We start from the raw sequence: 24,972 nt of genomic DNA on the forward strand, positions 1-24,972 counted from the left end.
CGTGTGGTCTGGGTGCCTAACCCGCCGTCCGGGGCAGGCGGCGTTCCCACGTGCGGTGGAAGAGCACCTCGTCGCCCTCCCGGCACACCACCTCGTTGGAGGTGACGAAGCCGCCCTCGTCGCACGTGATCTCCGACCGGGTCTCCACCCGCGCGTCCCAGCCCAGTTCGGGCCGGTGGAGCCGGATGCGCCACCGCGACCGCGTCCGCGCCGACAGCGCGTCGGCCTCCTGGATCTCGTACGTCTCCTCCGCGTCCTCGCTGAACTCCAGGCCGTCGGGATACACCCGGGTGCCCCCGTACCGGGGGTCCACCTCCAGCCGCCAGGTCCCGCGCGCGACGTCCCGTACGACCAGCCGTTCCGGGCGCGGTTCGTCCAGCGTGGCGGGGAAGGCCACACCCAGCGGCGGCGACTGCTCCGGCGCCTCGAAGACGATGCCCCCGTCGGCGGCGGACGCGGCCCGCACCGGGAGGGTCAGCGAGCTGCCCGCCGGGTCCAGGGTCCAGCCGGCCTCCGACCCGGCCCGCGGCCAGATCCACGGCCAGTACGCCGAGGACACGGCGAGCCGGATCCGGTGCCCCGGCGGGAAGGCGTGCCCGATGCCGTTCAGCTCGAAGGTGACGTCCTCGTACGAGCCCGCGGGCCAGGGGAGCGCCCGGTCCCGGCCCCGGCGGGCGGAGAGGTTCAGCGCGCCCCGCGTGACCAGCGTCGAGGAGCCGTCGGGGGCGACGTCGCACAGCCGGGCCACGACCTGCCCGTACGGCACGTCCAGGCGCAGCCGCAGGGTCACCGACGGCCGTCCCAGGATCTCCACCGGCTCCCCGTCCGCCACGGGGAACTCGAAGCAGGCCGACTTCGCGTCCTCCTCCCGCTGGTCCGGCGGCAGGTCGGCGTCGTTGCCGAAGGGGAAGAACCGGCCCGCGTCCATCCCGGTGTGCTGCGGGGAGGCGACGGCCACCGGCGCGCCCTGGAACACGTACGGGACGGGGATCACGGACGGCGAGGGCCAGGCCCTCTCGGCGACCCAGCGGCCCGGGAGCTCCTCGTAGACGGTCGCCGGCGGGTGCGAGTCGCTGATCCAGGCGCGGAGCAGGGGCTCGTCCATCACCCCGGTCGCGGCGCCCTTCAGCCAGTGGTCCCACCAGCGCAGGGTCTCCTGGAGGAAGCCGATCGCCGGACCGGGCGGAAGCCCGCGGTCCGGGTACTGGTGAGACCAGGGCCCGATCAGGCCCCGTACGCGCGAGGGCGGCAGGTGCTCGACCAGCCGCAGCACCGTGTCCCGGTACGGGTCGTGCCAGCCGCCGACCGCGAGCACGGCCGCGCCGATCGCCGAGTAGTCCTCGCAGACGCTGCCGTGGCGCCAGTAGCCGTCGCGGGTCTGGTGCGACAGCCAGGTGTGGATCAGGGGTTCGACCGAATCCAGCCGGTCCAGCCACTGCTGCCGCCAGCCGTCGCCGGCGAACTTCGGGTCCGGCGGCCGGGAGGCGAAGGCCAGCATGGTCGCCGCCCACGCGTGCATGTCCACGGCCAGCACCGAGCCGCCCATGTAGTGCACGTCGTTGTCGTACCGGTCGTCCGTCGAGCAGACCGTGACGATCGCCTTCAGCGGCTCGGGGGCCAGGGCGGCGATCTGGAGGGAGTTGAATCCGCCCCACGAGATCCCGAACATCCCCACCGACCCCGTGCACCACGGCTGCGCCGCCAGCCACTCCACCACCGCGACCCCGTCGGCCAGCTCGCGGGCGTCGTACTCGTCGCCGGGACGGCCCCCGCTGCAGCCGTGGCCGCGTACGTCCACCCGTACCGAGGCGTAGCCGTGGCCCGCGTACCAGGGGTGGCGCTGCCAGTCGCGCGGCGCGGTCCAGTCGGTGAGCCGGTACGGGAGGTACTCCAGCAGCGCCGGAACCGGCTCGTCCGTGACCGGGCGCCAGATCCGCGCGTACAGCTCCACGCCGTCGGCCATCGGGATCCGGACATCCTCGTGGGTGGTCTCGTACGGGAAATCGGTACGGATGATCATGCCGTAGCCACCTCGGCGAACCTCATCAGACCTCATCGGACCTCATCGAACCTCAGTGGACGGGGTGCATCGTGCGCCGGAGCCAGGGCGCCAGCGCGATCATCGCCAGCCCCGCGGCCACCGCGATGGCGCCGTTGACGCCGAAGTACACGGGGGTGGACACCTGGCCGTAGAGCTTCACGACCTGGGCCTGGATGCCGTTGGCCAGCGCCAGGGAGAGGAACCACAGCGCCATCGTCTGGCTGCTGAAGGCCTTGGGGGCCAGCTTGGTGGTGGCCGACATGCCCGAGGTCTCCAGCAGGATGTCGCCGAGGCCCAGCAGCAGGTAGGAGCCGACGATCCACCAGGCGGCCATCTTGTAGGTGTCCCCGCCGTGCCCCGAGGTCGGGATCATCATGACCAGGAAGGACAGGCCGCCGAGGATCACACCGAGGGCGATCTTGTTGGAGGAGTGCGGCTGGCGGCGGCCCATCCGGACCCACAGCGCGGCGACGACCGGGGCCAGCGCCACCTCGAAGGCGCCGAGCGCGGAGGCGTACCAGCTCGCCGGGAAGTCGAAGCCCAGGATCGTGGTCCGGGCGTTGGTCGAGGCCAGCAGCATCATCGTCGAGTAGGCCTGGAAGAGGATGAAGTTGAAGGCGACCGAGCCCAGGAAGAGGACCGCGTACGGGCGCAGTCGCCCGCGCTCCTCGTTCGTCACCCGGGGGCTGCGGAACATGACGGCGAAGTAGACGACCGGGGCGATCACCGAGACGAGGGTGAGCAGGTCGACGAAGCGGCCCATCGTCAGCCAGCCGGCGACCCCCAGAAGGGTGGCGAGGACGGCGAAGGCGAGACAGCCCGCGATGATCTTCGTCACTGGGGGTCCCCCCGGACGGAGTCTGGGGGAGGAGCGCATCGCGTCGGGCGCGAGGGCGGAAGCATCATTTACAAGCGTGGCGGAGTGCTTGCGTCCGGCCAGGTGGCGGCGGCCGAGGACGTACTGGACCAGGCCCGCGGTCATGCCGACGGCGGCGGCGGAGAAGCCCCAGTGCCAGCCCTTGTGCTCGCCGAGCCAGCCGGTGATCAGCGGTCCGGCGAAGGCGCCGATGTTGATGCCCATGTAGTAGAGGGCGAAGCCCGCGTCGCGCCGCTCGTCGTCCGTCCGGTACAGCTTGCCGACCATGCTGGCCACGTTCGGCTTGAGCAGACCGGTGCCCGCGCTGATCAGGCCGAGGCCCACCCAGGTCATGGCGGCGGTGGGCACGGCCATGGCGTAGTGGCCGCAGGCGATGAGGATGCCGCCCCAGAGCACGGCCCGGTACGAGCCCAGGATGCGGTCGGCGAGCCAGCCGCCGGCGACCGAGACGAGGTAGACCATGGTCCCGTAGGCCGCCGAGACGGAGGCCGCGGTGCCCGGGTTCATCCCCAGGCCGCCGCTCGCCACCGCGTCCGCGAAGTAGAGGACGAGGATGGCCTGCATGCCCAGGAACGAGAAGCGCTCCCAGACCTCCAGCCCGGAGAGCGTGGCGAGGCCCCGGGGGTGGCCGAGGAAGGCGTCGTCGTCGCGGGCCGGCGGCTGGTCGGCCGCCGGTTCCGTAGGCTCGTCTATATCGGTCGTCATCCTGGACAAAACGTACTCTCCGGTTGTTTCGGCTCCTCAAGAACATACCGGTGCGCATCGGGCAGTGCGCGGGTGGTGGCCGGGAAGGCGCTCTCGGTGATCGAAAACGGACCCGATACGCTGGCTTGAGTGATGGCAGCGACACATCGACAATCCATGTGATCGTCAGCGTGATCGTCAGCAGACAGGAGTACCCCTCGTGACCGTCGTCGGGCCGTTCGGACTGAGCGTGCGGGACCAGGCTCTTGAAACCGATGTCCAGGCCGGACTGGCCGCCGTCGAGGCGGGTCTGCTGGAAGCCACCAAGAGCGAAGTCCCCTTCATCACCGAGGCAGCGCAGCACCTGGTCCGGGCCGGAGGCAAGCGGTTCCGGCCCCTGCTGGTGATGCTCGCGTCCCGGTTCGGGGACCCGTACGCGCCCGGCATCGTGCCGTCCGCCGTGGTCGTCGAGCTCACGCATCTGGCGACGCTCTACCACGACGACGTCATGGACGAGGCGGACGTGCGCCGCGGGGTGGAGAGCGCCAACGCCCGCTGGGGCAACTCGGTGGCAGTCCTGACGGGTGACTTCCTGTTCGCCCGCGCCTCGCACATCCTGGCCGATCTCGGGCCCGAGGCCGTACGCATCCAGGCCGAGGCCTTCGAGCGCCTGGTGACGGGTCAGATCCTGGAGACGGCCGGGCCGCGCGACGGCCGCGACCCCGTCGCCCACTACCTCGACGTCATCGCCGGCAAGACCGGCTCGCTGATCGCCGTCTCCGGCCGCTTCGGCGCGCTGATGTCCGGCGCCGACGAGGCGGTCGTCGACATCCTGACCCAGTACGGCGAGCGGCTCGGCACCGCCTTCCAGCTCGCCGACGACGTCCTCGACATCGCCTCCGACGCCCACGAGTCCGGCAAGACCCCGGGCACCGACCTGCGTGAGGGCATCCCGACGCTGCCGGTGCTGCGGCTGCGCGAGATGGCGGAGCAGGGCGGCGACCCGGACGACCTGGAGCTCGTACGGCTCCTGGACGGCGACCTGACGGACGACGCCCGGCACGCCGAGGTGCTGACCCGGCTGCGGGCGCACCCGGCGCTGGAGCAGGCCCGCCGCGACACCGTCCGGTACGCGGAGGAGGCGCGGGCCGCGCTCGCGCCGCTGCCCGACTGCTTCGCGAAGTCGGCGCTGGAGGAGCTCTGCGACGCGGTGGTGCACCGCGCCGGCTAGTCCGGAACACCGGAACGGGCCCTTCCGTCTCATCGACCCCTACGGGTCGGGGGAGAAGGGCCCTTTCCATGTCATCCCACGGTCGTACGCGCAGTTGCGTCCGGGGACTGACGACCCCGCGCCGCCCTTTTGGTCAGATGGAGTCATCAACCCCACCAGATCGGGTGAGCGCGGCGACACGGGGGTCGCCGCCGTCGACACAGAGGGCAGGGCACTGACATGGCAGCGAACACGAAGACTTCTCGCAAGGTCGCCCGGTACGCCGTACCGGTAGCGGTGGCGGGTGTGGCCGCGGCGACCGTGGCGATGGTCCCGGCCTTCGCCAACGCCGGCGGGCCCGACCTGCCGAAGGTGACGGCGCAGCAGCTCATCGAGAAGGTCGCCGCCTCGGACGTGGAGCAGATGTCGGGCACGGCCAAGATCAGCACCGACCTGGGCCTGCCGAAGATCGCGAGCGGGCTGCTCGGCGGCGGCGGCATCGCAGGCGGCTCCGCCAACCCGGAGGACAAGGTCGCGCAGCTGGCGAACGGCACGCACACCTTCCGCGTCGCGGCCGACGGCCCGGACCGCCAGAAGCTCACGTTCCTGGACGGCAAGGACGAGTACAGCCTCATCCACAACGGCGACGACGTGTGGGGCTACGACTCCAAGTCGAACGAGGTCTTCCACGAGAAGAACCCCCAGGCGGGCAAGGACGCCGGCAAGGACCACAAGACGGCCGACCGGCTCGCCGCCTCGCCCCAGAAGATGGCCGAGGAGATCCTGAAGGCCGCCGGCCCGACCACGGACGTCAGCGTGGGCGACACCGCGCAGGTGGCCGGGCGGGACGCCTACCAGCTCGTGCTCAAGCCCAAGCAGAGCGGCTCCACGGTCGGCTCGGTCCAGATCGCGGTCGACGCGAAGAACGGCGTGCCGCTGCGCGTGCAGCTGCTCGCCGCCCAGGGCGGCAAGCCGATCGTGGACGCGGGCTTCACGAAGGTGGACTTCGCCAAGCCGTCCGCCGACACCTTCGCCTTCACCCCGCCCAAGGGCGCCAAGCTGACCGAGGGCACGGACGGGGCGGTCAAGGGCGACAAGGAGCACGGCTTCAAGGCGCTGGACTCCTTCCCCGGCCTGGACGGCCTGATGGGCGGGGCGAACGGCAAGGGCGACGTGAAGGTGCTCGGCGAGGGCTGGGCCACCATCGCGCGGATCGACTCGGGTGCGGGCAAGAGCCTGAAGGACATCGAGAACGACAAGAACGCGCCGAAGGAGGCCAAGCAGTTCCTCGACTCCCTCGGGGGCAAGGTCTCCGGGAAGTTCGGTGAGGGCCGTGTCCTGTCGACCCGCCTGGTCAACGCCCTCGTCACGGACGACGGCAAGGTCTACGTCGGTGCGGTCACCAAGGACGAGCTGGTGAAGGCGGCCGACGCCAACAAGTAGTCACCACGCACGAGAGCGACTCGAGGGTGGGCGGGGACTGTGTCCCTGCCCACCCTTGCGGCATTCCTGCTGCCCGTACAGCACACCCGCTGTACGGTGTTGGGCATGTCGAGACACGTCACCATCCGCCTGGACGAGGACTTCCACGAACGCCTGAAGGCGCGAGCGGCGGCGCTGGGTACGACGGTCACCGCGCTGATCACCGAGGTCACGGAGCGCGAACTCGACGAGGACCGGAAGAACTTCCTTTCCGGCATAGAGGAGTTCGCCGACCACTGGGGCTACTTCCAGGAGCGGTTCGGCAATTGAAGATCACCATGGAGTGGGCCTGGACCGCTCTGGCCCACCATCTCCCGTCCGATCCCGCCGTGTGGGACCCCTCCGGGGTGGCCGCCGCGGTCGCCCGGCACCAGAACGACCTCGTCCTGGTACCCGAACAGCCCGCCCCGGACACCGCGTGGCGGGCCGCCGCGTTTCTGCACACCCTCGCGGTGTGCCCGGCGCTGGAATCCCCCATGAACGAGTTCTACGCGGCCGCCGCGACCCGCTCGTACCTGCGGGTGGCCGGGGCCAGCCAACTGCCCTCGCCCGAGGAGCTCGGCGATCTGGTCGAGGCGGCGAAGCTGGGCCGCGCGGACATCGCCGCGGTGGCCGAGGAGCTGCGCGCCCGCATCCAGGAGCCGCAGTCGGCGTCGCTACAGGCCCGCACCGAGGACGCGTAGGACCATCGGCGCCTCGTCGGGGTGCAGCCGTAGCTCGGTGGCCCCGTCCGCGGAGCGGAAGGCGACGCTGAGTTCGTCGGCGGAGACCGGTTCCAGCGGCGGGAAGTCCACGGGGTGGGCCGTCGTGGCGCCTCTCGCGGTCCAGCGTGCGGGCCCGCCGGGCGGCAGCGCCAGGTGACCTTCGGTCCACTGGCCGGCGGTCAGCTCCCGGGCGCGCAGATCGCAGGGGACCCGGACGGTGCGGCCCTGCGCGTGGTCCGACAGACGCCGGAGCCGCCGCCGCTTCCGCACCAGCAGGGCGGGGTTCACGGCGGCGGCGGCCTGGGCGAGCAGGCTGAACAGGGCGGCGATGATCTCCGGCATGATCCGATCAGACCACGCCGGACCCTTGGAGGTCTAGACCATTAAGCCGTGGTTCGGGTGGGGGTGCGGGTGCCGGGAAGGTCTAGAAGGTGATCTTCCAGCTGTTGATGTAGCCGACGTCCTGCCCGGCGACGTCCTTGACCTGGAGCTTCCAGATGCCGTTGGCCACCTCGCTCGACGCGTTCACCGTGTACGAGGTGATGAGGTTGTCGGCGGAGTCCGAGCTGGAGTTCTTCAGCCGGTACGCCGTGCCGTCGGGCGCCAGGAGGTCGATCACCAGGTCACCGCGGTAGGTGTGGACGATGTTCACGTCGACCTTGGTGGTGGCGGGCGCGTTGCCCGTGACGCCGGACACCGTGATCGGCGAGGTCACCGCGGCCGCGGGGGAGTCCGGGATGTTCACGTCCGTCGTGTTCTCGAAGGACGGGCCGGGCGGGACCGCAACGGCCGCGCCGAGGGTCCAGATCGCGTAGGCGACGGCGTCCGAGTTGCGGTCCAGGGCGGTGTCGTTGATGTTCGTCAGGCTGTCGCACGAGGAGTGGTAGCAGCGGTCGAAGGCCTGACCGGAGGTGCCGCCCCACTTCTGCGCCTGCGCCGCCGTCTTGGTGTAGTCGGCGCCGGAGAACAGGCCGCCGACCGGGATGCCCGCGCTCTTGAAGGGGGCGTGGTCGGAGCGGCCGTCGCCCTCGGTCTCGATCTCGGTCGGGATGCCGAGGCCCGCGTAGTAGTTCTTGAAGGTCTGCTCGATCGTCGGGTCGTCGTCGTAGACGAAGTAGCCCGGGTTCGGCGAGCCGATCATGTCGAAGTTCAGGTAGCCGGCGAACTTCGCCTTCTCGGTGGCCGGCAGGCTGTTCACGTAGTACTTCGAGCCGATCAGGCCCAGCTCCTCCGCGCCCCACCAGCCGAAGCGCAGGTGCTTCGTGGGCTGGAGGCCGGCCCGGGAGACGGCGAGGGCCGTTTCGAGGACGGCCGCACTGCCGGAGCCGTTGTCGTTGATGCCCGCGCCCGAGGTCACCGAGTCCAGGTGCGAGCCGGCCATCAGGACCGAGTTCGGGTCGCCGCCCGGCCAGTCGGCGATCAGGTTGTAGCCGGTGGCGCCGCTGGAGGTGAAGGTCTGCAGGGTGGTGGTGAAGCCGGCGGCGTCGAGCTTGGCCTTGACGTAGTCGATCGAGGCCTTGTAGCCGGTCCTGCCATGGGCGCGGTTGCCGCCGTTGTTGGCGGCGATGGTGGAGAGCTGCGACAGGTGGGCCTTGACGTTGGCCAGCGGTATGTCGGGTGGGGTCGGCGCCGCGGTGGCCGCCGTCGGGGCGGCGAGTGCGGCGGGGGCGGTGGCGGCGAACAGGCCCGCGACCGCGAACGCGGTCACGGCAGCAAGGCGCCGGGAGACGGACAGGCTCATGTGGGGGCTCCGGGATTCCGCGGGGATGAGACGGAACGAGTGGGGATAGAGCTGAGCGTTCGTGCGTCAGTGCGAGCCTGATGTTCAGCGAGAGCATGACTGTCCGTCAAGACCATAATTCGGTCAGGGTAGTTCGGAAAACGGACGATCCCCGGTACGGGTGGCCCGTACCGGGGATCGTGAGGGTGGAGTGTTTGCTGGTGTATCGCCTGTGGCGGGTGCCTTCCCGGTGCCTTCCCGGTGCCTTCCCGGTGCCTTCCGCGGGCCCGCCGGATGCCTTCCGGGTGGCCGTTACGCGGGCTCGGGGGCCGGTGCCGGCACCGCGGCCGGCGCCACTTCCAGCCGGGCCCGGGACCGTCGCGCGGTGCGCAGGGCCTCCCAGGTCAGGATGGCGAGCGCGGCCCACACCAGGGAGAAGCCGGCCCAGCGCTCGGGCGGCATGGCCTCGTGGAAGTACAGGACGCCGAGCCCGAACTGGAACACCGGGGCCAGGTACTGGAGCAGCCCGAGGGTGGACAGCGGGACCCGGATCGCGGCCGCCCCGAAGAACACCAGGGGGACCGCGGTGACCAGGCCGGTGGAGGCCAGCAGGAGCGAGTGGCCGACGCCGTGCGAGGCGAAGGTGGACTGGCCCTGTGCGCCCAGCCACAGCACGTACCCGAGGGCGGGCAGGAACAGCACGGCCGTCTCGGCGGTCAGCGACTCCAGCCCGCCCATGTTGAGCTTCTTCTTGATCAGCCCGTACGTCGCGAAGGAGAAGGCCAGGATCAGCGAGATCCACGGCGGCCGCCCGTAGCCGATGGCGAGCACCAGTACGGCGGCGAAGCTGAGCCCGACCGCCGTCCACTGCGCGCGGCGCAGCCGCTCGCCGAGCACCAGCACGCCGATGGCGATGCTGACCAGCGGGTTGATGAAGTAACCGAGGCTCGCCTCGACGACCTGCCCGTTGTTCACGGACCAGATGTAGACGCCCCAGTTCACCGTGATGAGCAGGGCGGCGAGCGCGGTCAGGCCGAGCTTGCGGGGCTGGCGGACCAGCTCCCGTATCCAGCCCCAGCGGCGCAGTGCGAGCAGCGCCAGCCCGACCGCGGCCAGGGACCACACCATGCGGTGGGCGAGGATCTCGACGGCCCCGGAAGGCTTGAGGAGCGGCCAGAAGAGGGGGACGAGCCCCCACATCCCGTATGCGCCGAATCCGTAGAGCAAACCCGTGCGCTGCTCGTTCTCTGCCTTCACGGGGCCTCCTGTACGACTTCCAGCCAACTTCACGACGGTATCGCCGTACGGCCCGGATGTCATGCGTGTCATCGCGAGATGCTCATGACACCGTCAGGGGCTTGCGGTGCTGGGCTCAGGCCAGGGCGGCCGTGATCGCCACGGCGACCGGCGTCGTCGGCCGCCCGATCAGCCGGGCCAGGTCCCCGCTGGTGCCCGCCAGCCGGCCGCGCGCGATCGCCGCGTCCACGTCGACGAGGATGGCCGCGAAGTCCTCGGGCACCCCGGCGCCGGTCAGGATCGACAGGTACTCGTCGGCCGGGACCTCGGTGTACACGACCTCCTTGCCGCTCTGCGCCGACACCTCGGCCGTGTACTCCGTGAGGCTCCAGGCGGTGTCGCCGGAGAGCTCGTAGACCTGGTTCAGGTGGCCCTCGCCGGTGAGCACCTCGGCCGCGGCGGCCGCGTAGTCGGCGCGCGCCGCCGAGGCGACCCGGCCCTCGCCCGAGCTGGCGACGACCGCGCCGTGCCCGAGGACGGTGGGCAGGTTCCGGGTGTAGTTCTCGTGGTACCAGCCGTTGCGCAGGAAGGTGTACGGGATCCCGGAGTCGAGGATGGCCTGCTCGGTGGCGGTGTGCTCGGCGGCCAGGTCGAAGTCCGCCTCGGGGCCGCCGAGGATGCCGGTGTACGCCAGCTGCGCCACGCCCGCCGCCTGCGCGGCCTCCAGTACGGCGGTGTGCTGGGCGACGCGGCGCCCGATCTCGTTGCCGGAGATCAGCAGGACCCGGTCACCGGCCCGGAAGGCGGCGGCCAGGGCCGCCGGGTCGTCGTAGTCGGCGACGCGGACGTCGACACCGCGCCCGGCCAGGTCGGCGGCCTTCTCCTCGTCGCGTACGACGACGGCGACGCGGTCGGCGGGGACCCGCTCCAGCAGCTCCTCGACGACGAGACGGCCGAGGGCTCCGGTGGCTGCGGTGACGACGATGCTCATGATTGCTCTCCTCGTTCGGGCGATGACACCACCCTACGGGAAGCGCTAACTTTTAGAAAGTGTTCGACGGTGCTCGGTGTGCCGCCTGCCGTGCCGAGCAAAGCCGAAGCCCGGATCCCCTGGGGGATCCGGGCTTCGCTACGGCGGCCGCGTCGGCGAGGTCAGCCGACGACCGTCCAGGTGTCGTTGCCGCTCAGCAGGGCGCCGAGGTCGCCCTTGCCCTTCAGGTCGATCGCCGTGTCCAGCTGATCGGCCATGAGCGTGTCGTAGACGGGCCGCTCGACGCTGCGGAACACCCCGATGGGAGTGCGGTGCAGGGTGTCGGGGTCGGCGAGGCGGGAGAGCGCGAACGCGGTCGTGGGGCTGGCCGCCTTCGCGTCGTGGATCAGGATCCGTCCTTCGTTGGCCGGGGTGACCTCGACGACCTCCAGGTCGCCGGTGACCGGGTTGCGCACGACGCCCTTCGCGTCGTCCGCGCCGAAGCGGATCGGCCGGCCGTCCTCCAGCCTGATCACGGCCTCCAGCGCCTGGTCCTTGTCCTTGAGGACCTCGAAGGCGCCGTCGTTGAAGATGTTGCAGTTCTGGTAGATCTCCACGAGCGCCGTGCCCTGGTGGTCGGCCGCCTGGCGCAGCACCTCGGTGAGGTGCTTGCGGTCGGAGTCGACGGTGCGGGCGACGAAGGAGGCCTCGGCGCCGATGGCCAGCGACACCGGGTTGAAGGGCGCGTCCAGCGAGCCCATGGGCGTCGACTTGGTGATCTTGCCGACCTCGGAGGTGGGGGAGTACTGCCCCTTGGTCAGCCCGTAGATCCGGTTGTTGAAGAGCAGGATCTTGAGGTTGACGTTCCGGCGGAGGGCGTGGATGAGGTGGTTGCCGCCGATGGAGAGCGCGTCGCCGTCCCCGGTGACGACCCAGACGGACAGGTCGCGGCGGGAGGTGGCGAGGCCTGTGGCGATGGCGGGGGCGCGGCCGTGGATCGAGTGCATCCCGTACGTGTTCATGTAGTACGGGAAGCGGGAGGAGCAGCCGATGCCGGAGACGAAGACGATGTTCTCCTTCGCCAGCCCGAGCTCGGGCATGAAGCCCTGCACGGCGGCGAGCACGGCGTAGTCACCGCAGCCGGGGCACCAGCGGACCTCCTGGTCCGACTTGAAGTCCTTCATCGACTGCTTGGCCTCGGCCTTGGGCACGAGCGAGAGGAGCGTGCGCGCCCCTTCGGTCGCCCCGTCGGCCACCGCTTCGGTCACCTCAGTCATCGATGGCCTCCTTGAGGACCGTGGCGAGCTGCTCCGCCTTGAACGGCATTCCGTTGACCTGGTTGTACGACTGGGCGTCGACCAGGTATTTCGCCCGGATCAGGGTGGCGAGCTGCCCGAGGTTCATCTCCGGCACCACTACCTTCTCGTAACGCTTCAGAACCTCGCCGAGATTCCTCGGGAAGGGGTTGAGGTGGCGCAGGTGGGCCTGGGCGATGGGGGTTCCGGCGAGCCGCAGCCGGCGGACGGCGGCGGTGATGGGGCCGTAGGTGGAGCCCCAGCCGATGACCAGGGTGGTGGCGCCGTCCGGGTCGTCGACCTCCAGGTCCGGCACCTCGATGCCGTCGATCTTGGCCTGGCGGGTGCGGACCATGAGCTCGTGGTTGGCCGGGTCGTAGGAGATGTTTCCGGTGCCGTCCTGCTTCTCGATGCCGCCGATGCGGTGTTCGAGACCGGGGGTGCCGGGGACGGCCCAGGGGCGGGCGAGGGTTTCCGGGTCCCGCTTGTAGGGCCAGAACACCTCGGTGCCGTCGGCGAGGGTGTGGTTCGTGCCGGTGGCGAACTTGACCTTCAGGTCGGGCAGGTCCGTGACCTCGGGGATCCGCCACGGTTCGGATCCGTTGGCGAGGTAGCCGTCGGACAGCAGGAAGACCGGCGTCCGGTACGTGAGCGCGATCCGGGCCGCGTCGATGGCGGCGTCGAAGCAGTCCGCGGGCGTCTTCGGGGCCACGATCGGGACGGGCGCCTCGCCGTTGCGGCCGTACATGGCCTGGAGGAGGTCCGCCTGCTCCGTCTTCGTCGGAAGGCCGGTGGACGGGCCGCCGCGCTGGATGTCCACGATGAGCAGCGGAAGCTCCAGCGACACCGCGAGACCGATCGTCTCCGACTTCAGCGCCACACCGGGCCCGGACGTGGTGGTCACGCCGAGCGCCCCGCCGAAGGCCGCGCCGAGCGCCGCGCCGATGCCGGCGATCTCGTCCTCGGCCTGGAAGGTCCGCACGCCGAAGTTCTTGTGCTTCGACAGCTCGTGCAGGATGTCCGAGGCCGGGGTGATCGGGTAGGAGCCCAGGTAGAGGGGCAGGTCCGCCTGCTGGCTCGCGGCGATGAGGCCGTAGGAGAGGGCCAGGTTCCCGGAGATGTTGCGGTAGGTGCCCGTGGGGAAGGCCCGGGTGGCGGGGGCGACCTCGTAGGAGACCGCGAAGTCCTCCGTCGTCTCCCCGAAGTTCCAGCCGGCCCGGAAGGCGACGATGTTCGCCTCGGCGATCTCCGGCTTCTTCGCGAACTTCTGGCGCAGGAAGGCCTCGGTGCCCTCGGTGGGCCGGTGGTACATCCACGACAGCAGGCCCAGCGCGAACATGTTCTTGCTGCGCTCGGCCTCCTTGCGGGAGAGGCCGAAGTCCTTCAGCGCCTCGACCGTCAGCGTCGTCAGCGGCACCGGGTGGAGGCTGTAGGCCGCCAGTGTGCCGTCCTCCAGCGGCGAGGTCTCGTAGCCGACCTTGGCCATGGGGCGCTTGGTGAACTCATCGGTGTTGATGATGATCTCCGCGCCGCGCGGTACGTCCGCGATGTTGGCCTTCAGCGCCGCCGGGTTCATGGCCACCAGCACGTTCGGGGCGTCGCCCGGCGTGAGGATGTCGTGGTCGGCGAAGTGGAGCTGGAAGGAAGAGACACCCGGGAGGGTTCCGGCAGGGGCGCGGATCTCGGCGGGGAAGTTCGGCAGCGTCGACAGGTCGTTACCGAACGACGCCGTCTCCGATGTGAAGCGGTCACCGGTGAGCTGCATGCCGTCACCGGAGTCACCCGCGAATCGGATGATCACACGATCGAGACGGCGTACTTCCTTGCCGCCCGGGCTCGCCGGGGTGCGCTGTCCACCGACAACCGCACCCCCGGCCCCGTCGGCCTGCTCGGCTGGGCTGCTGACCTGGCTGGTCACTGAACTGGACCTCCTTCGAGGCGTGAGCACCCCCAGAACCAACCCTACGTCGGTAGGAATCAGGTCCCCAGGGGCGACCACATTCTGGACCGTCTGACCGCACCTTGAGACGGCCTACGGGTATGCCATGTGTGCCATAGCTGACAGAGTGTCAGTCGATCAAGATTTCAGGTAGGTGAGCACGGCCAGTACACGCCGGTGATCCCCGTCGCTGGGCGAGAGGCCAAGTTTCATGAAAATATTGCTGACGTGCTTTTCCACCGCGCCGTCGCTCACGACGAGCTGCTTGGCGACGGCGGAATTGGTGCGTCCTTCGGCCATCAGCCCGAGCACCTCGCGCTCGCGCGGCGTCAGACCGGCCAGAACGTCCTGCTTGCGGCTGCGGCCGAGCAGCTGCTGGACGACCTCGGGGTCCAGGGCCGTACCGCCCCGGGCCACCCGTACCACCGCGTCCAGGAACTCGCGCACCTCGGCCACCCGGTCCTTGAGCAGGTACCCCACCCCGGTGCTGGAACCGGCCAGGAGCTCGGTGGCGTACTGCTCCTCCACGTACTGCGACAGCACGAGCACCCCTATCCCGGGGTGATCGCGGCGCAGCCGTACGGCGGCCCGTACGCCCTCGTCGGTGTGGGTCGGCGGCATGCGCACATCGGCCACCACCACATCCGGCAGCGCATCCTCGGCGGCGAGCTCCGCCACCGTCTTGAGCAGGGCTTCCGCGTCCCCGACGCCCGCCACGACGTCATGCCCCCGGTCGGTGAGCAGCCGGGTCAGGCCCTCACGGAGCAGCACTGAATCCTCGGCGATGACGACCCGCACCCTGTCTTCCACGACTTTGCAGCTCCCGCGTCCACTCGTTTCCCGCATCAACCGAACTCAGCCAAGCATCCCAGCCTTAAGTCCGGGTGAAGGCAAAGCCAGCACAACACGTGGGCGTATGGGGGGAGTTTTCGGATGGTGGACGCCGGATGCGGCGGTCGGCGGCCCTGCGGGGGCGGTCCTGCGGTGCGGTCCTACGTAGGGTCCTGCGGGGCGGCCCTACGGGCGCCAGGGCAGCTCGGCGGTGACCGTCGTACCGCCACCGGCGGGGGAGTCGACGACCAGCACCCCGTCCACCGCGTCCAGCCGCTCGGTCAGCCCGGCCAGTCCCGTACCGGCCCCGGCGCTCGCCCCGCCCCGGCCGTCGTCGGCGACCTGGATCAGCAGCCGGTCCCCGGACTTCCACACATCCACCGAGGCCAGCCGGGCCGCGGCGTGCTTGCTGACGTTCTGCAGCAGCTCCGAGACCGTGAAGTACGCGATCCCCTCGATCGCCTGCGCCGGCCGGGCCGGAAGATCCACCGCCACCCGCACCGGCACCGCGCACCGCGAGGCCACCGAGGACAGCGCCGCGTCCAGCCCGCGGTCGGTCAGTACGGCCGGGTGGATCCCGCGGGCCAGGTCGCGCAGCTCCTGGAGGGCGATCTTCACCTCGCCGTGCGCCTCGTCCACCATCCGGGCCGCGGCCGCCGGGTCCTCCGTCGCCTTCTCCTTCGCCAGCCCGAGATCCATCGCGAGGGCCACCAGGCGGGCCTGCGCCCCGTCGTGCAGGTCCCGCTCGATGCGCCGCAGGTCGGCGGCGGCGGTGTCCACGACCACCCCGCGGTCGGACTCCAGCTCGGTCACGCGGGTGGCCAGCCGGGACGGCCCGAGCAGCCCGCCGACCAGGACCCGGTCGACCGTGGTCAGGGCCCGGATCACCCACGGGGTGGCGAGGGTGAAGGCCAGTCCGACGAGCGAGGTGAGGGCGATGTCGGCGGGCGAGTCGAGGAAGAAGGAGTAGTCGTCGTTCTGGAAGAGCTGAAGGCCGGGCTGGTCGGTGTAGGCCGGGAAGACCCAGAACCAGACCGGGTACAGGAGGTAGGACCACCCCGCCGCCCAGAACGTCAGTGCCAGGCAGAAGCTGAACACCGCCCACGGGAAGTGGATCACGGAGTACAGCACGTGCCGCCAGGCGCTCCCGCTCTTGAGCAGCGCCCCCATGGTGGCGAGGGCCCCCGGCTTCGCGGCCCGGATCGGCGCGGGATCGGCGAGGTCCACCCCGAGCAGCGTGCGCACGCGGGCCCGCTCCAGGTGTCCGAACCCGCGGCACATGGCGAGCACGGCGGCGAGGACCGGAACGCCGAGGAAGGTGACGAGCAGCCCGGCGCCGAGGCTCACTCCGGCGATGGCGAGCGAGAAGTACAGCGTGCTCAGCGGCAGCCCGATCAGCAGATATCCGAGCTCCCGCCAGGTCCGCCCCTCGACCGGAGCCCGCAACACCGCGCGCAGCCCCCCGCCCGTGCCCGTACCGGTGCCCGTGCCGTTGTCCATGATCCCGCCCCACCCTTCCCGTCTTCTCTCCACGCCCCCACCCTGCCGCCCCCCACCCCGCCCGACCATCCGGCGAGTCGGCCTCCCGAAAGGGGGGTTAACCCCACCCAGCCAGCCCAGCTCGCCAATCCAGCCCCGCCGGCGTTTGAGGCGCGGGGTCCGGTGCGGAGCCCCAGGAAGCGGCGCCGCACCGGACACACGAACGGGACCCCCACCCACCCGGACGGGAGTCCCGCTGACAAGGGCCCCGGGGGGCTACCCCCGGTCCCGCCACGGCAGCTCCGCCGTGACCACCGTCCCCGCCCCCTCGGGGGAGACGACGACCAGCACCCCGTCCACCGCGCCCAGCCGCTCCGCCAGCCCCGCCAGCCCAGTCCCGCCGGAGGCCACGGCTCCGCCCCGCCCGTCGTCCGACACCCGGATCATCAGCCGCGCCCCCGCCCGCCACACCTCCACGCTCGCGCCCCGCGCCCCCGGACCCGCGTGCTTGCTCACGTTCTGCAGCAGCTCCGACACCACGAAGTACGCGATCCCCTCGATCGCCTCCGCCGGCCGCGCCTCCGGCAGATCCACCGCCACCTTCACCGGCACCACGCACCGCGCCGCCACCGACGACAGCGCCGCGTCCAGCCCCCGGTCCGTCAGGACCGCCGGATGGATCCCGCGCGCGAGGTCCCGTAGCTCCTGGAGTGCCAGCTTCACCTCCCCGTGGGCCTCGTCGACCATCGCCGCCGCGCCCTCCGGGTCCTCCAGCAGTTTCTCCTTCGCCAGGCCCAGCCCCATCGCCAGCGCCACCAGCCGCGCCTGCGCCCCGTCGTGCAGGTCGCGCTCGATGCGCCGCAGGTCCGCCGCCGCGGTGTCGACGACCACGCCCCGGTCGGATTCCAGCTCCGCGATCCGCCGCTCCAGGTCGTCGGAGGGCGACAGCAGCCCCCGTACCATCGCCCGGTCCGCGTTCGCCAGCAGCCGTACCAGATACGGCAGCACCGGCCACAGCACGAACAGCCCGGTCAGCGCTACCGTGAAGGTGAGAACCCCCCACGGCAGCCGGATCAGCTGGTACAGCACGGTCCGCCAGCCGACCGGGTCCTTGATGCTCGTCCACAGCCAGGGAAAGAATCCGCCGGACCGCTTCGGACCGGGGATCGGGGTCGGCTCGTCCACCCGTACGCCCAGCAGCACGCGGGCGCGTGACCGGTCCAGCCGTCCCAACTGCCGAGACAGATACAGACCGCATGCGAGCAGCGGAAGCCCGATCGCGGTCACGGAGAGACCGCCCGTGGTGGAAACCATGACAACCGCGTAAACAAAACCGACGACCGCCACCGGCAGGTTGGTCACGAGATGGGCGATCTCCTTCCACGTCACGGCGCTGAACACGGCGCGTACGGGAGGAGGCCGATCGTTGTCGGTGATGGCATGGCTCGTCGTCATGCGGCACAGCCTGTCAAGCACGCGCGGCTGATGCCATGGGGTGGCCGGGGTGCTGTGAACGGGGGATAACCCCACCCCGTGTGAGGCAGGCCCTAGACTCCCGTCCGTACGAGATCGTCGACAGTGACCTAGGAGCGAGGAACGGACGTGCCCGAACCAACGGTATCGACCGTAACCGTGCTCGCTGCGGACTACTTCCGGAGTTATTCGGTCGTCGGTCTGCTGGCCGCGCTGGGTGTGCTCTTCGTGGCCGTGGCCTTCGGCGCCGGCCGCCTGCTGCGGCCCGTGGTCCCGACCCACGAGAAGCTGCTGACGTACGAATGCGGCGTGGACCCGGTCGGCGAGGGCTGGGCGCACACCCAGGTCCGCTACTACGTCTACGCCTTCCTCTACGTCATCTTCGCCGTCGACTCGATCTTCCTGTTCCCGTGGGCGACGGTGTTCGCCGCCGCCGGTTACGGCGCCACGACCCTGGTGGAGATGTTCATCTTCCTGGGCTTCCTGGCCGTCGGCCTGCTCTATGCGTACAAGAAGGGCGTCCTCGAATGGACGTGACACCGGCTGTGACGCCGACCGAGGGCGTGCTGCTCCCGGAGCCCAAGCGCCTCGGGGTTCTCTCCCGCCTGGCTCCGGAACCGATGAAGGTGGTCCTGAACTGGGGCCGCCGGTACAGCCTGTGGGTCTTCAACTTCGGACTGGCCTGCTGCGCGATCGAGTTCATCGCCGCGTCCATGGCCCGGCACGACTTCATCCGCCTCGGCGTGATCCCCTTCGCGCCCGGGCCCCGCCAGGCCGACCTCATGATCGTCTCGGGCACCGTCACGGACAAGATGGCCCCGGCCGTGAAGCGGCTCTACGAGCAGATGCCGGAGCCGAAGTACGTCATCTCCTTCGGCGCCTGCTCCAACTGCGGCGGCCCGTACTGGGACTCGTACTCGGTGACGAAGGGCGTCGACCAGATCATCCCCGTCGACGTCTACGTGCCCGGCTGCCCGCCGCGCCCCGAAGCGCTCCTCCAGGGCATCCTCAAGCTCCAGGAGAAGATCGCCCGCGAGTCGCTGGCCGAGCGCTACGCCCAGGGCCCGTCCGTCGCACAGCTCACGAGCGGGCTGGTCACGCCCCCGCCGGCGCCGGGAGCCCAGGCATGAACCTCTACGACTCCCTTCCGGACGCGGCGCCGACGGTCTTCGGTGCGGAGGCCGTGGGCTCGTACGCGTACGAGCTCCTGACGGTCGACGTACCGGTCGGATCCTGGATCTCCGCCCTGGAGATCGCCCGGGACAAGCTGGGCTGCACGTACTTCGACTGGCTGAGCGCGGTCGACGAGCCGGGAACCGGCTTCCGGATCTGCGCGCACGTCGTCTCGTTGGAGAACCACCGCGTACGCCGCCTCCTGCTGCGCACGACGGTCCCGCACGCCGCTCCCTCCCTCCCGTCGGCGGTCGCGGTCTACGCGGGCGCCGAATGGCACGAGCGCGAAACGTTCGAGATGTTCGGCGTCGTCTTCACCGACCACCCGCACCTGGTCCACCTCCTGCTCCCGGAGAACTTCGAGGGCCACCCGCTGCGCAAGGACTTCGTCCTGGCGGCGCGCGTCGCCAAGGCCTGGCCGGGCGCCAAGGAGCCGGGCGAGGCCCACGATCCGGATGCCCCCAAGCGCCGCCAGATGCTCCCGCCGGGCGTCCCGGACCCCAACGACTGGGGCCCGATGAAGGGCCAGCTCCCGCCGGCCCCCGCCCGCCCGGCCCGCACCCCGCGCGCCGCCGGCGAGGGCGCCCCGGCCCGCCGCCCCCGCGCGGCCGCGGCGGACGCCGCGCCCACACCGGAGACCGAAGCCCCGGCCCGCCCGCCCCGCCGCACCCGCTCGGTATCGGAGGGCTCGGCCAGCCAGGCCAGCCAAGCCGTCCCGGCCGCCGCCGGCCCGGAGGCCGAGGCCCCGGCCCGGCCGCCCCGCCGTACCCGCTCGGTATCGGACGGCTCCGCGAGCCAGGCCGTCCCGCCGACGGCAGCAGAGCCCTCGACCGCCCCCGGCCCGGAAGCCGAGGCCCCGGCGAGCCCGGCCACCCCGGCGGGCCCGGCCACTCCGGCCACCCCGGCCACTCCGGCCACCCCGGCGGGCCCGGCCACGGACACCGCGGGCCCGGAGGCCGAGGCCACGCGCCCGCCCCGCCGTACCCGCTCCGCGAGCGACGGCTCCGCGAGCCAGGCCACCCCGCCGGAGGCAACGCGCCGCGCGGCCCCCCGCAGCGCCGACGCCCCCTGGCACAACCCGAAGCCCGCCTTCGAGGAGCCGCAGGCCGAGCGTGCGTCGACCGCGCCGGAGGCGGCCCCGCACAACCCGAAGCCCGCCTTCGAGGAGCCGCAGGCCGAGCGTGCGTCGACCGCGCCGGAGGCGGCCCCGCCGAAGACCCCGGCGACCCCGCCGGAGGCAGACGAACCGGGCACGGGCCAGACCCGCACCGACACCGACACCGACCCCACCCCCACCCCCGACAACGGAGGCGACGCGTGAACGACGTCCTCGACGTCGCCCTGCGGCTGATCGTCGTCTTCGCCGTCTTCCTCGTGCTCCCGCTCGTCGTCGGGCAGACCGAGCACAAGGTGATGGCCCACATGCAGGGCCGCCTCGGCCCCATGTACGCCGGCGGATTCCACGGCTGGGCCCAGCTCGTCGCCGACGGCGTGAAGTTCGCGCAGAAGGAAGACATCGTCCCGGCCAACGCCGACCGCCGGATCTTCCAGCTCGCCCCCGCCGTCGCCCTGCTCCCGTACCTCCTCGTCCTCATCGCCATCCCGATCGGCCCGGGCGAGGGCGCGATCGGCCAGGTCATCGACGCCGGCATCTTCTACGTGCTCGCCGTCATGGGCGTCGGAGTCCTCGGCTCGCTCATGGCCGGCTGGGCCTCCGCCAACAAGTTCTCCATGCTCGGCGGCCTGCGCACCGCCGCCCAGCTGCTCGCCTACGAGCTCCCCATGCTGCTCGCCGCCGCCTCCGTGGCGATGGCCGCCGGGACGGTCTCCCTCCCCGGCATCGTCGAGAGCTTCGAGTGGTGGTGGCTGCCCTGGCAGATCGTCGGCGCGCTCGTCTTCTTCACCGCCGGCCTCGCCGAACTGCAGCGGCCCCCCTTCGACATGCCCGTCGCCGACTCCGAGATCATCTTCGGCGCGTACACCGAGTACACGGGCCTGCGCTTCGCGCTGTTCCTGCTCGCCGAGTACGCCGGCATCGTCGTCCTCTGCGCCCTCACCACCGTCCTCTTCCTCGGCGGCTGGCAGGGCCCCTTCGGCGGCGACGGCCTCGGCTGGGTCTGGACCCTGCTCAAGACCGCGATCCTCGCCTTCGTCGTGATCTGGCTCCGCGTGAGCTACCCGCGCCTGCGCGAGGACCAGCTCCAGAAGCTCGCCTGGACCACACTCATCCCGCTCGCGCTCGCCCAGATCGCGCTCACCGGCATCGTGAAGGTGGCGATCAACTGATGCCCATCCCCGGATCCGGCCTCGCCAAGGGCCTGGCGGTCACGCTGCGCACGATGACGAAGCGCTCGCACACGGCCCAGTACCCCGAGGTCCAGCCCGCACTCCCGCCCCGCTCCCGCGGGGTCATCGGCCTGTTCGAGGAGAACTGCACGGTCTGCATGCTCTGCGCCCGTGAGTGCCCCGACTGGTGCATCTACATCGACTCCCACAAGGAGACGGTCCCCGCGTCCACCCCCGGTGGCCGCGAGCGCAGCCGCAACGTCCTCGACCGCTTCGCCATCGACTTCTCCCTCTGCATGTACTGCGGTATCTGCATCGAGGTGTGTCCCTTCGACGCCCTGTTCTGGTCGCCGGAGTTCGAGTACGCGGAGACCGACATCCACGAACTCACCCACGAGCGCGACAAGCTCCGCGAGTGGATGTGGACCGTCCCGGCCCCGCCCGCCCTGGACCCGGCCGCCGAGGAGCCCAAGGAAATCGCCGCCGCCCGCAAGGCGGTGGAGAAGGCCGAAGCCGCCGCTGCCGCCGCCGCTGCGGCAGCCGCCGCCGAGGCCGCCGCCGAGACCGAACCGCCGACCACCCCGACCCCGGAGGGAGACGCGTGACCCCCGCCGCCACCCTGGCCGCAGCCGAGGCCGCCGCCACCGGGCCCGGTTTCCTCTCCCCGACCGGCGTCGAGATCGCCTTCGTCCTCGTCGGCCTCGCCACTCTCGGCGCGGCCCTCGTCACGGTCACCACCAGGCAGCTCGTGCACGCCGCCCTCTGGCTGGTCGTCGCACTCGGCGGCATCGCCGTCGAGTACCTGCTGCTGACCGCCGAGTTCATCGCCTGGGTCCAGGTCCTGATCTACCTCGGTTCCGTGGTCGTCCTCCTCCTCTTCGGGCTGATGCTCACCAAGGCGCCCATCGGCCGCTCCCCGGACGCCGACTCCGGCAACCGCTGGATCGCACTCGGCGTCGCCGTCGTCGCCGCGGTGGCGCTGGTCTGGGTCGTCGTCGACGCCTTCCGTACGACCTGGATCGACCTCGACGGCCCCGTCCAGGGCTCCACGAAGGTCTCCGGCGAGATCCTCTTCCAGCACTGGGTGCTGCCCTTCGAGGCGCTCTCCGTCCTCCTCCTCGCGGCCCTGATCGGCGCCATCGTGCTGTCACGCAGGAACACCCCCGCCGAAGACGCCGTCGCCAATGACAAGGGGCAGCGCTGATGCACCTCGCCTACCCCGCCGTCCTCGCGGCGCTCCTCTTCTGCACGGGCCTGTACGGAGTGCTGGCCCGCCGCAACGCCATCCTGGTCCTGATGTCCGTCGAGCTGATGCTCAACGCCGTCAACCTCAACCTGGTGGCCTTCGACGTCTGGCTGCGCGATGCCCTGCACGCCGGCCAGGCCCTCACCCTCTTCACCATCGCCATCGCCGCAGCCGAGATCGGCATCGGCCTCGCGATCGTGCTGATGGTGTACCGCAACCGCGGCACCTCCGACGTCGACCGGCTGCGCGACACCGCCGAGGGCCACGAGCCCGCCCCGAACCACCAGAGCGAGGTCACCGCGTGAGCACCACGACCCTCGCCGTCCTCGTCCCGCTGCTCCCCTTCCTGGGTGCGGTCGCGGGACTGCTGTTCGGCCGCACCGCCCCCGGATTCGTCCGGCCGCTCGCGATCCTGCCGACGCTCGGCGCCGCCGTACTGGCGGTGCTCGTCGCCGTCCGCCACGGCGGCGGCACGGCGATCGACACCGCGACCGAGCTGACCCCGACCGGCTCGGTGCCGATCGAGCTCTCGCTCCACTTGGACGGCTTCGCCGTGCTGGTCGCCGTCCTGGTCGGGGTCGTCGCCACCTGCGTACAGCTCTACTCGACGGCGTACCTCCGTGAGGACCCGCGCTACCCGTCGTATGCCGCTCTCGTCTCACTGTTCACCTCCGCCATGCTGCTCGTCGTCTACTCCGGCGACCTGATGGTGCTGCTGGTCGGCTGGGAGATCATGGGCATCTGCTCGTACTTCCTGGTCGGCCACTACTGGGAGACCGAGGCGGCCCGCTCCGCCTCCCTGAAGGCCTTCCTCGTCACCAAGCTCGGTGACGTCCCCTTCCTGATCGGCCTGTTCGCGCTCGCCGCCGACGCCGGCTCCTTCCGGATCACGAAGATCCTCGGGACCGTCGCCGCGGGCGGACTCGACCACCCGACGCTGATCGCGCTGCTCCTGCTCGCCGGAGTCGCGGGCAAGTCCGCGCAGTTCCCGCTGCACACCTGGCTCCCGGACGCCATGGCGGGCCCCACCCCGGTCTCCGCGCTGATCCACGCCGCGACGATGGTCGCCGCCGGTGTCTACTTCATCGCCCGTCTCCTCCCCGTCTTCGCGGCCTCCCGCGCCGCGCTGGTGGTCATGGCCGTCATGGCGGCCGTCACGATGGTCGGCTCCGCCCTCGCCGCCCTCGCCCAGGACGACATCAAGCGGGTGCTCGCCTACTCCACGGTCGGCCAGCTCGGCTACATGACCGGCGCCCTGGCCGTCGGCGACCGCGGCGCCGCCGTCTTCCACCTCCTGTCCCACGGCGCCTTCAAGGCGCTCCTCTTCCTCGGCGCGGGCGTGATCATCCACGCCGCCGGTACGAACTCCCTGGCCGCCATGTCCCGTATGGACGGCCTGGCCAAGCGCATCCCCGACGCCTTCTGGACGATGTCGATCGCCCTGCTCGCGCTCGCCGCGATCCCGCCCTTCGCCGGCTTCTTCTCCAAGGAAGCCGTCCTCGTCGCCGCCGAGCACACCGCGACCGGCCACTCGGACCTCGCTCCCAGCGCCGCCGGCTGGGTGGTGCTGGTCGCCGGCGTGCTGACCGCCCTGCTCACCGCCGCCTACGCCACCCGGCTGTGGCTGATGGCCTTCCGCGGCCGGGGCGCCGCCGCCCCCGACCACGGCAAGGAGCCCGTCGCCATGACCGGCGTGCTGTGGCTGCTGGCGATCCCGTCGATCGGCTTCGGCCTCGCGGCGGGCCCCCTCGCCGACTGGTTCGACGGCAAGGAGCTCACCCCGACCCTGACCACCTCGGTCCTGGGCACGGGCGCCGCGGCCATCGGCGCCATGCTCACCTACGCCCTGTGGCAGCGCGCCACGGTCCGAGCCGCCGCCATCGCGGCCGCCACCGCGCCCGGCAACGGCCTCGCGGCCGCCGCCGCCGTGGCCGCAACCGTCGCCGAATCCGAGGCCGAGACCCCCGAGGTCGCCGAGGTCACCCACGACCACCCGGCCGTCCCGACCACCCCCGCCGCCGACCCCGGCAAGGCGCTCCTCGGCCCGCTGCACCGCCACGCGGCCAACGGCTTCCACCTCGACGCCGTCTACGACCGGCTCTTCGTCCGCCCCGTCCGCGCGGCCGCGAGCCTCGTCCGCTTCCTCGACCGCGAGGTCGTGGACACGTACGTCCGTGGCGCGGGCACCGGCCCCCGGCTGCTCGGCAGCCTCGTCCGCCGTGCCCAGACCGGCAACGTGCAGAGCTACCTGAGCGCCCTGCTCGCCGGCGCCGTGGTCCTGGCGATCGCCACCGCCGTCCTCGCCAACGTCAACGCCGGATCGTGA

General features: G+C 71.3%; 23 protein-coding genes. 12 read left to right on the forward strand and 11 right to left on the reverse strand.

Annotation, left to right across the window (positions count from 1 at the left end; genetic code table 11):
• Window positions 1–16 precede the first annotated feature (16 nt).
• A complete protein-coding gene (locus ACZ45T_RS23730) occupies window positions 17–2,020 on the reverse strand; it encodes a CocE/NonD family hydrolase (protein ID WP_468444438.1) in 2,004 nt (667 codons plus the stop codon).
• Window positions 2,021–2,072: 52 nt separating this feature from the next.
• Entirely contained in the window at window positions 2,073–3,623 is a 1,551-nt protein-coding gene (locus ACZ45T_RS23735; RefSeq protein ID WP_468444440.1) for a peptide MFS transporter, read from the reverse strand.
• Window positions 3,624–3,822: 199 nt separating this feature from the next.
• Between ACZ45T_RS23735 and ACZ45T_RS23740 the strand changes: the two genes are divergently transcribed.
• The 4 genes from ACZ45T_RS23740 (at window position 3,823) to ACZ45T_RS23755 (ending at window position 6,977) form a co-directional block, all read left to right on the forward strand.
• Window positions 3,823–4,833, forward strand: a complete 1,011-nt coding sequence (locus ACZ45T_RS23740) for a polyprenyl synthetase family protein (RefSeq protein WP_468444442.1) — start codon at window positions 3,823–3,825, stop codon at window positions 4,831–4,833.
• A 219-nt stretch (window positions 4,834–5,052) separates the two neighbouring features.
• Window positions 5,053–6,255, forward strand: coding sequence for a LolA family protein (locus ACZ45T_RS23745; protein ID WP_468444444.1), 1,203 nt, complete (start codon window positions 5,053–5,055; stop codon window positions 6,253–6,255).
• A 105-nt stretch (window positions 6,256–6,360) separates the two neighbouring features.
• Entirely contained in the window at window positions 6,361–6,564 is a 204-nt protein-coding gene (locus ACZ45T_RS23750; RefSeq protein WP_326588561.1) for a hypothetical protein, read from the forward strand.
• On the forward strand, window positions 6,561–6,977 hold the full coding sequence (locus ACZ45T_RS23755) for a hypothetical protein (protein WP_468444447.1): 417 nt from the start codon (window positions 6,561–6,563) through the stop codon (window positions 6,975–6,977). Before ACZ45T_RS23750 ends, ACZ45T_RS23755 begins: the two co-directional genes overlap by 4 nt.
• Here ACZ45T_RS23755 and ACZ45T_RS23760 read toward each other — a convergent pair.
• The 9 genes from ACZ45T_RS23760 to ACZ45T_RS23800 form a co-directional block, all read right to left on the reverse strand.
• Entirely contained in the window at window positions 6,951–7,340 is a 390-nt protein-coding gene (locus ACZ45T_RS23760) for a hypothetical protein (protein ID WP_468444449.1), read from the reverse strand. The two genes, ACZ45T_RS23755 and ACZ45T_RS23760, sit on opposite strands and share 27 nt — an antisense overlap.
• An 82-nt stretch (window positions 7,341–7,422) precedes the next feature.
• Window positions 7,423–8,739 (reverse strand): M28 family metallopeptidase, encoded by a 1,317-nt coding sequence (locus ACZ45T_RS23765; protein WP_468444451.1) that lies wholly within the window; start codon window positions 8,737–8,739, stop codon window positions 7,423–7,425.
• 291 nt (window positions 8,740–9,030) lie between these two features.
• A complete protein-coding gene (gene rarD / locus ACZ45T_RS23770) occupies window positions 9,031–9,975 on the reverse strand; it encodes an EamA family transporter RarD (RefSeq protein WP_468444453.1) in 945 nt (314 codons plus the stop codon).
• Between the two features lie 115 nt (window positions 9,976–10,090).
• Entirely contained in the window at window positions 10,091–10,945 is an 855-nt protein-coding gene (locus ACZ45T_RS23775; RefSeq protein ID WP_468444455.1) for an SDR family oxidoreductase, read from the reverse strand.
• Window positions 10,946–11,106: 161 nt separating this feature from the next.
• Window positions 11,107–12,201: a 2-oxoacid:ferredoxin oxidoreductase subunit beta gene (locus tag ACZ45T_RS23780; protein ID WP_468444457.1), complete on the reverse strand. Its 1,095-nt coding sequence runs from the start codon at window positions 12,199–12,201 to the stop codon at window positions 11,107–11,109.
• Window positions 12,194–14,137 carry a 2-oxoacid:acceptor oxidoreductase subunit alpha gene (locus tag ACZ45T_RS23785; RefSeq protein WP_468444459.1) on the reverse strand — a complete coding sequence of 648 codons (1,944 nt, stop codon included), beginning with the start codon at window positions 14,135–14,137 and terminating at the stop codon, window positions 12,194–12,196. The genes ACZ45T_RS23780 and ACZ45T_RS23785 overlap by 8 nt, the downstream gene beginning before the upstream one ends.
• Before the next feature lie 159 nt (window positions 14,138–14,296).
• Window positions 14,297–14,956 (reverse strand): response regulator transcription factor, encoded by a 660-nt coding sequence (locus tag ACZ45T_RS23790; RefSeq protein ID WP_360890839.1) that lies wholly within the window; start codon window positions 14,954–14,956, stop codon window positions 14,297–14,299.
• A 219-nt stretch (window positions 14,957–15,175) separates the two neighbouring features.
• Window positions 15,176–16,489 carry a sensor histidine kinase gene (locus ACZ45T_RS23795; RefSeq protein WP_468444461.1) on the reverse strand — a complete coding sequence of 438 codons (1,314 nt, stop codon included), beginning with the start codon at window positions 16,487–16,489 and terminating at the stop codon, window positions 15,176–15,178.
• Window positions 16,490–16,744: 255 nt separating this feature from the next.
• Window positions 16,745–17,923, reverse strand: coding sequence for a sensor histidine kinase (locus ACZ45T_RS23800; RefSeq protein ID WP_468444463.1), 1,179 nt, complete (start codon window positions 17,921–17,923; stop codon window positions 16,745–16,747).
• Window positions 17,924–18,070: 147 nt separating this feature from the next.
• Between ACZ45T_RS23800 and ACZ45T_RS23805 the strand changes: the two genes are divergently transcribed.
• From ACZ45T_RS23805 to ACZ45T_RS23840, 8 genes are read left to right on the forward strand one after another with little or no spacing between them, the layout of a single operon-like run.
• Window positions 18,071–18,478 carry an NADH-quinone oxidoreductase subunit A gene (locus tag ACZ45T_RS23805; protein WP_030710243.1) on the forward strand — a complete coding sequence of 136 codons (408 nt, stop codon included), beginning with the start codon at window positions 18,071–18,073 and terminating at the stop codon, window positions 18,476–18,478.
• On the forward strand, window positions 18,469–19,071 hold the full coding sequence (locus tag ACZ45T_RS23810; protein ID WP_468444466.1) for an NADH-quinone oxidoreductase subunit B: 603 nt from the start codon (window positions 18,469–18,471) through the stop codon (window positions 19,069–19,071). Before ACZ45T_RS23805 ends, ACZ45T_RS23810 begins: the two co-directional genes overlap by 10 nt.
• Window positions 19,068–20,435 (forward strand): NADH-quinone oxidoreductase subunit C, encoded by a 1,368-nt coding sequence (locus ACZ45T_RS23815; protein ID WP_468444468.1) that lies wholly within the window; start codon window positions 19,068–19,070, stop codon window positions 20,433–20,435. Before ACZ45T_RS23810 ends, ACZ45T_RS23815 begins: the two co-directional genes overlap by 4 nt.
• The gene (locus tag ACZ45T_RS23820) at window positions 20,432–21,400 is read left to right on the forward strand and encodes a complex I subunit 1/NuoH family protein (RefSeq protein ID WP_468444470.1); all 969 of its coding nucleotides are present in this window, start codon (window positions 20,432–20,434) and stop codon (window positions 21,398–21,400) included. Before ACZ45T_RS23815 ends, ACZ45T_RS23820 begins: the two co-directional genes overlap by 4 nt.
• Window positions 21,397–22,005, forward strand: a complete 609-nt coding sequence (locus ACZ45T_RS23825; RefSeq protein ID WP_468444512.1) for a NuoI/complex I 23 kDa subunit family protein — start codon at window positions 21,397–21,399, stop codon at window positions 22,003–22,005. Before ACZ45T_RS23820 ends, ACZ45T_RS23825 begins: the two co-directional genes overlap by 4 nt.
• Complete coding sequence (locus ACZ45T_RS23830) at window positions 22,002–22,604, forward strand: NADH-quinone oxidoreductase subunit J family protein (protein WP_468444472.1); 603 nt, start codon at window positions 22,002–22,004, stop codon at window positions 22,602–22,604. The genes ACZ45T_RS23825 and ACZ45T_RS23830 overlap by 4 nt, the downstream gene beginning before the upstream one ends.
• Window positions 22,604–22,951 carry an NADH-quinone oxidoreductase subunit NuoK gene (nuoK, locus tag ACZ45T_RS23835; RefSeq protein WP_468444474.1) on the forward strand — a complete coding sequence of 116 codons (348 nt, stop codon included), beginning with the start codon at window positions 22,604–22,606 and terminating at the stop codon, window positions 22,949–22,951. Before ACZ45T_RS23830 ends, nuoK begins: the two co-directional genes overlap by 1 nt.
• The gene (locus tag ACZ45T_RS23840; protein ID WP_468444476.1) at window positions 22,948–24,972 is read left to right on the forward strand and encodes an NADH-quinone oxidoreductase subunit 5 family protein; all 2,025 of its coding nucleotides are present in this window, start codon (window positions 22,948–22,950) and stop codon (window positions 24,970–24,972) included. Before nuoK ends, ACZ45T_RS23840 begins: the two co-directional genes overlap by 4 nt.

Source organism: Streptomyces sp. NPDC030995 (assembly GCF_055571215.1).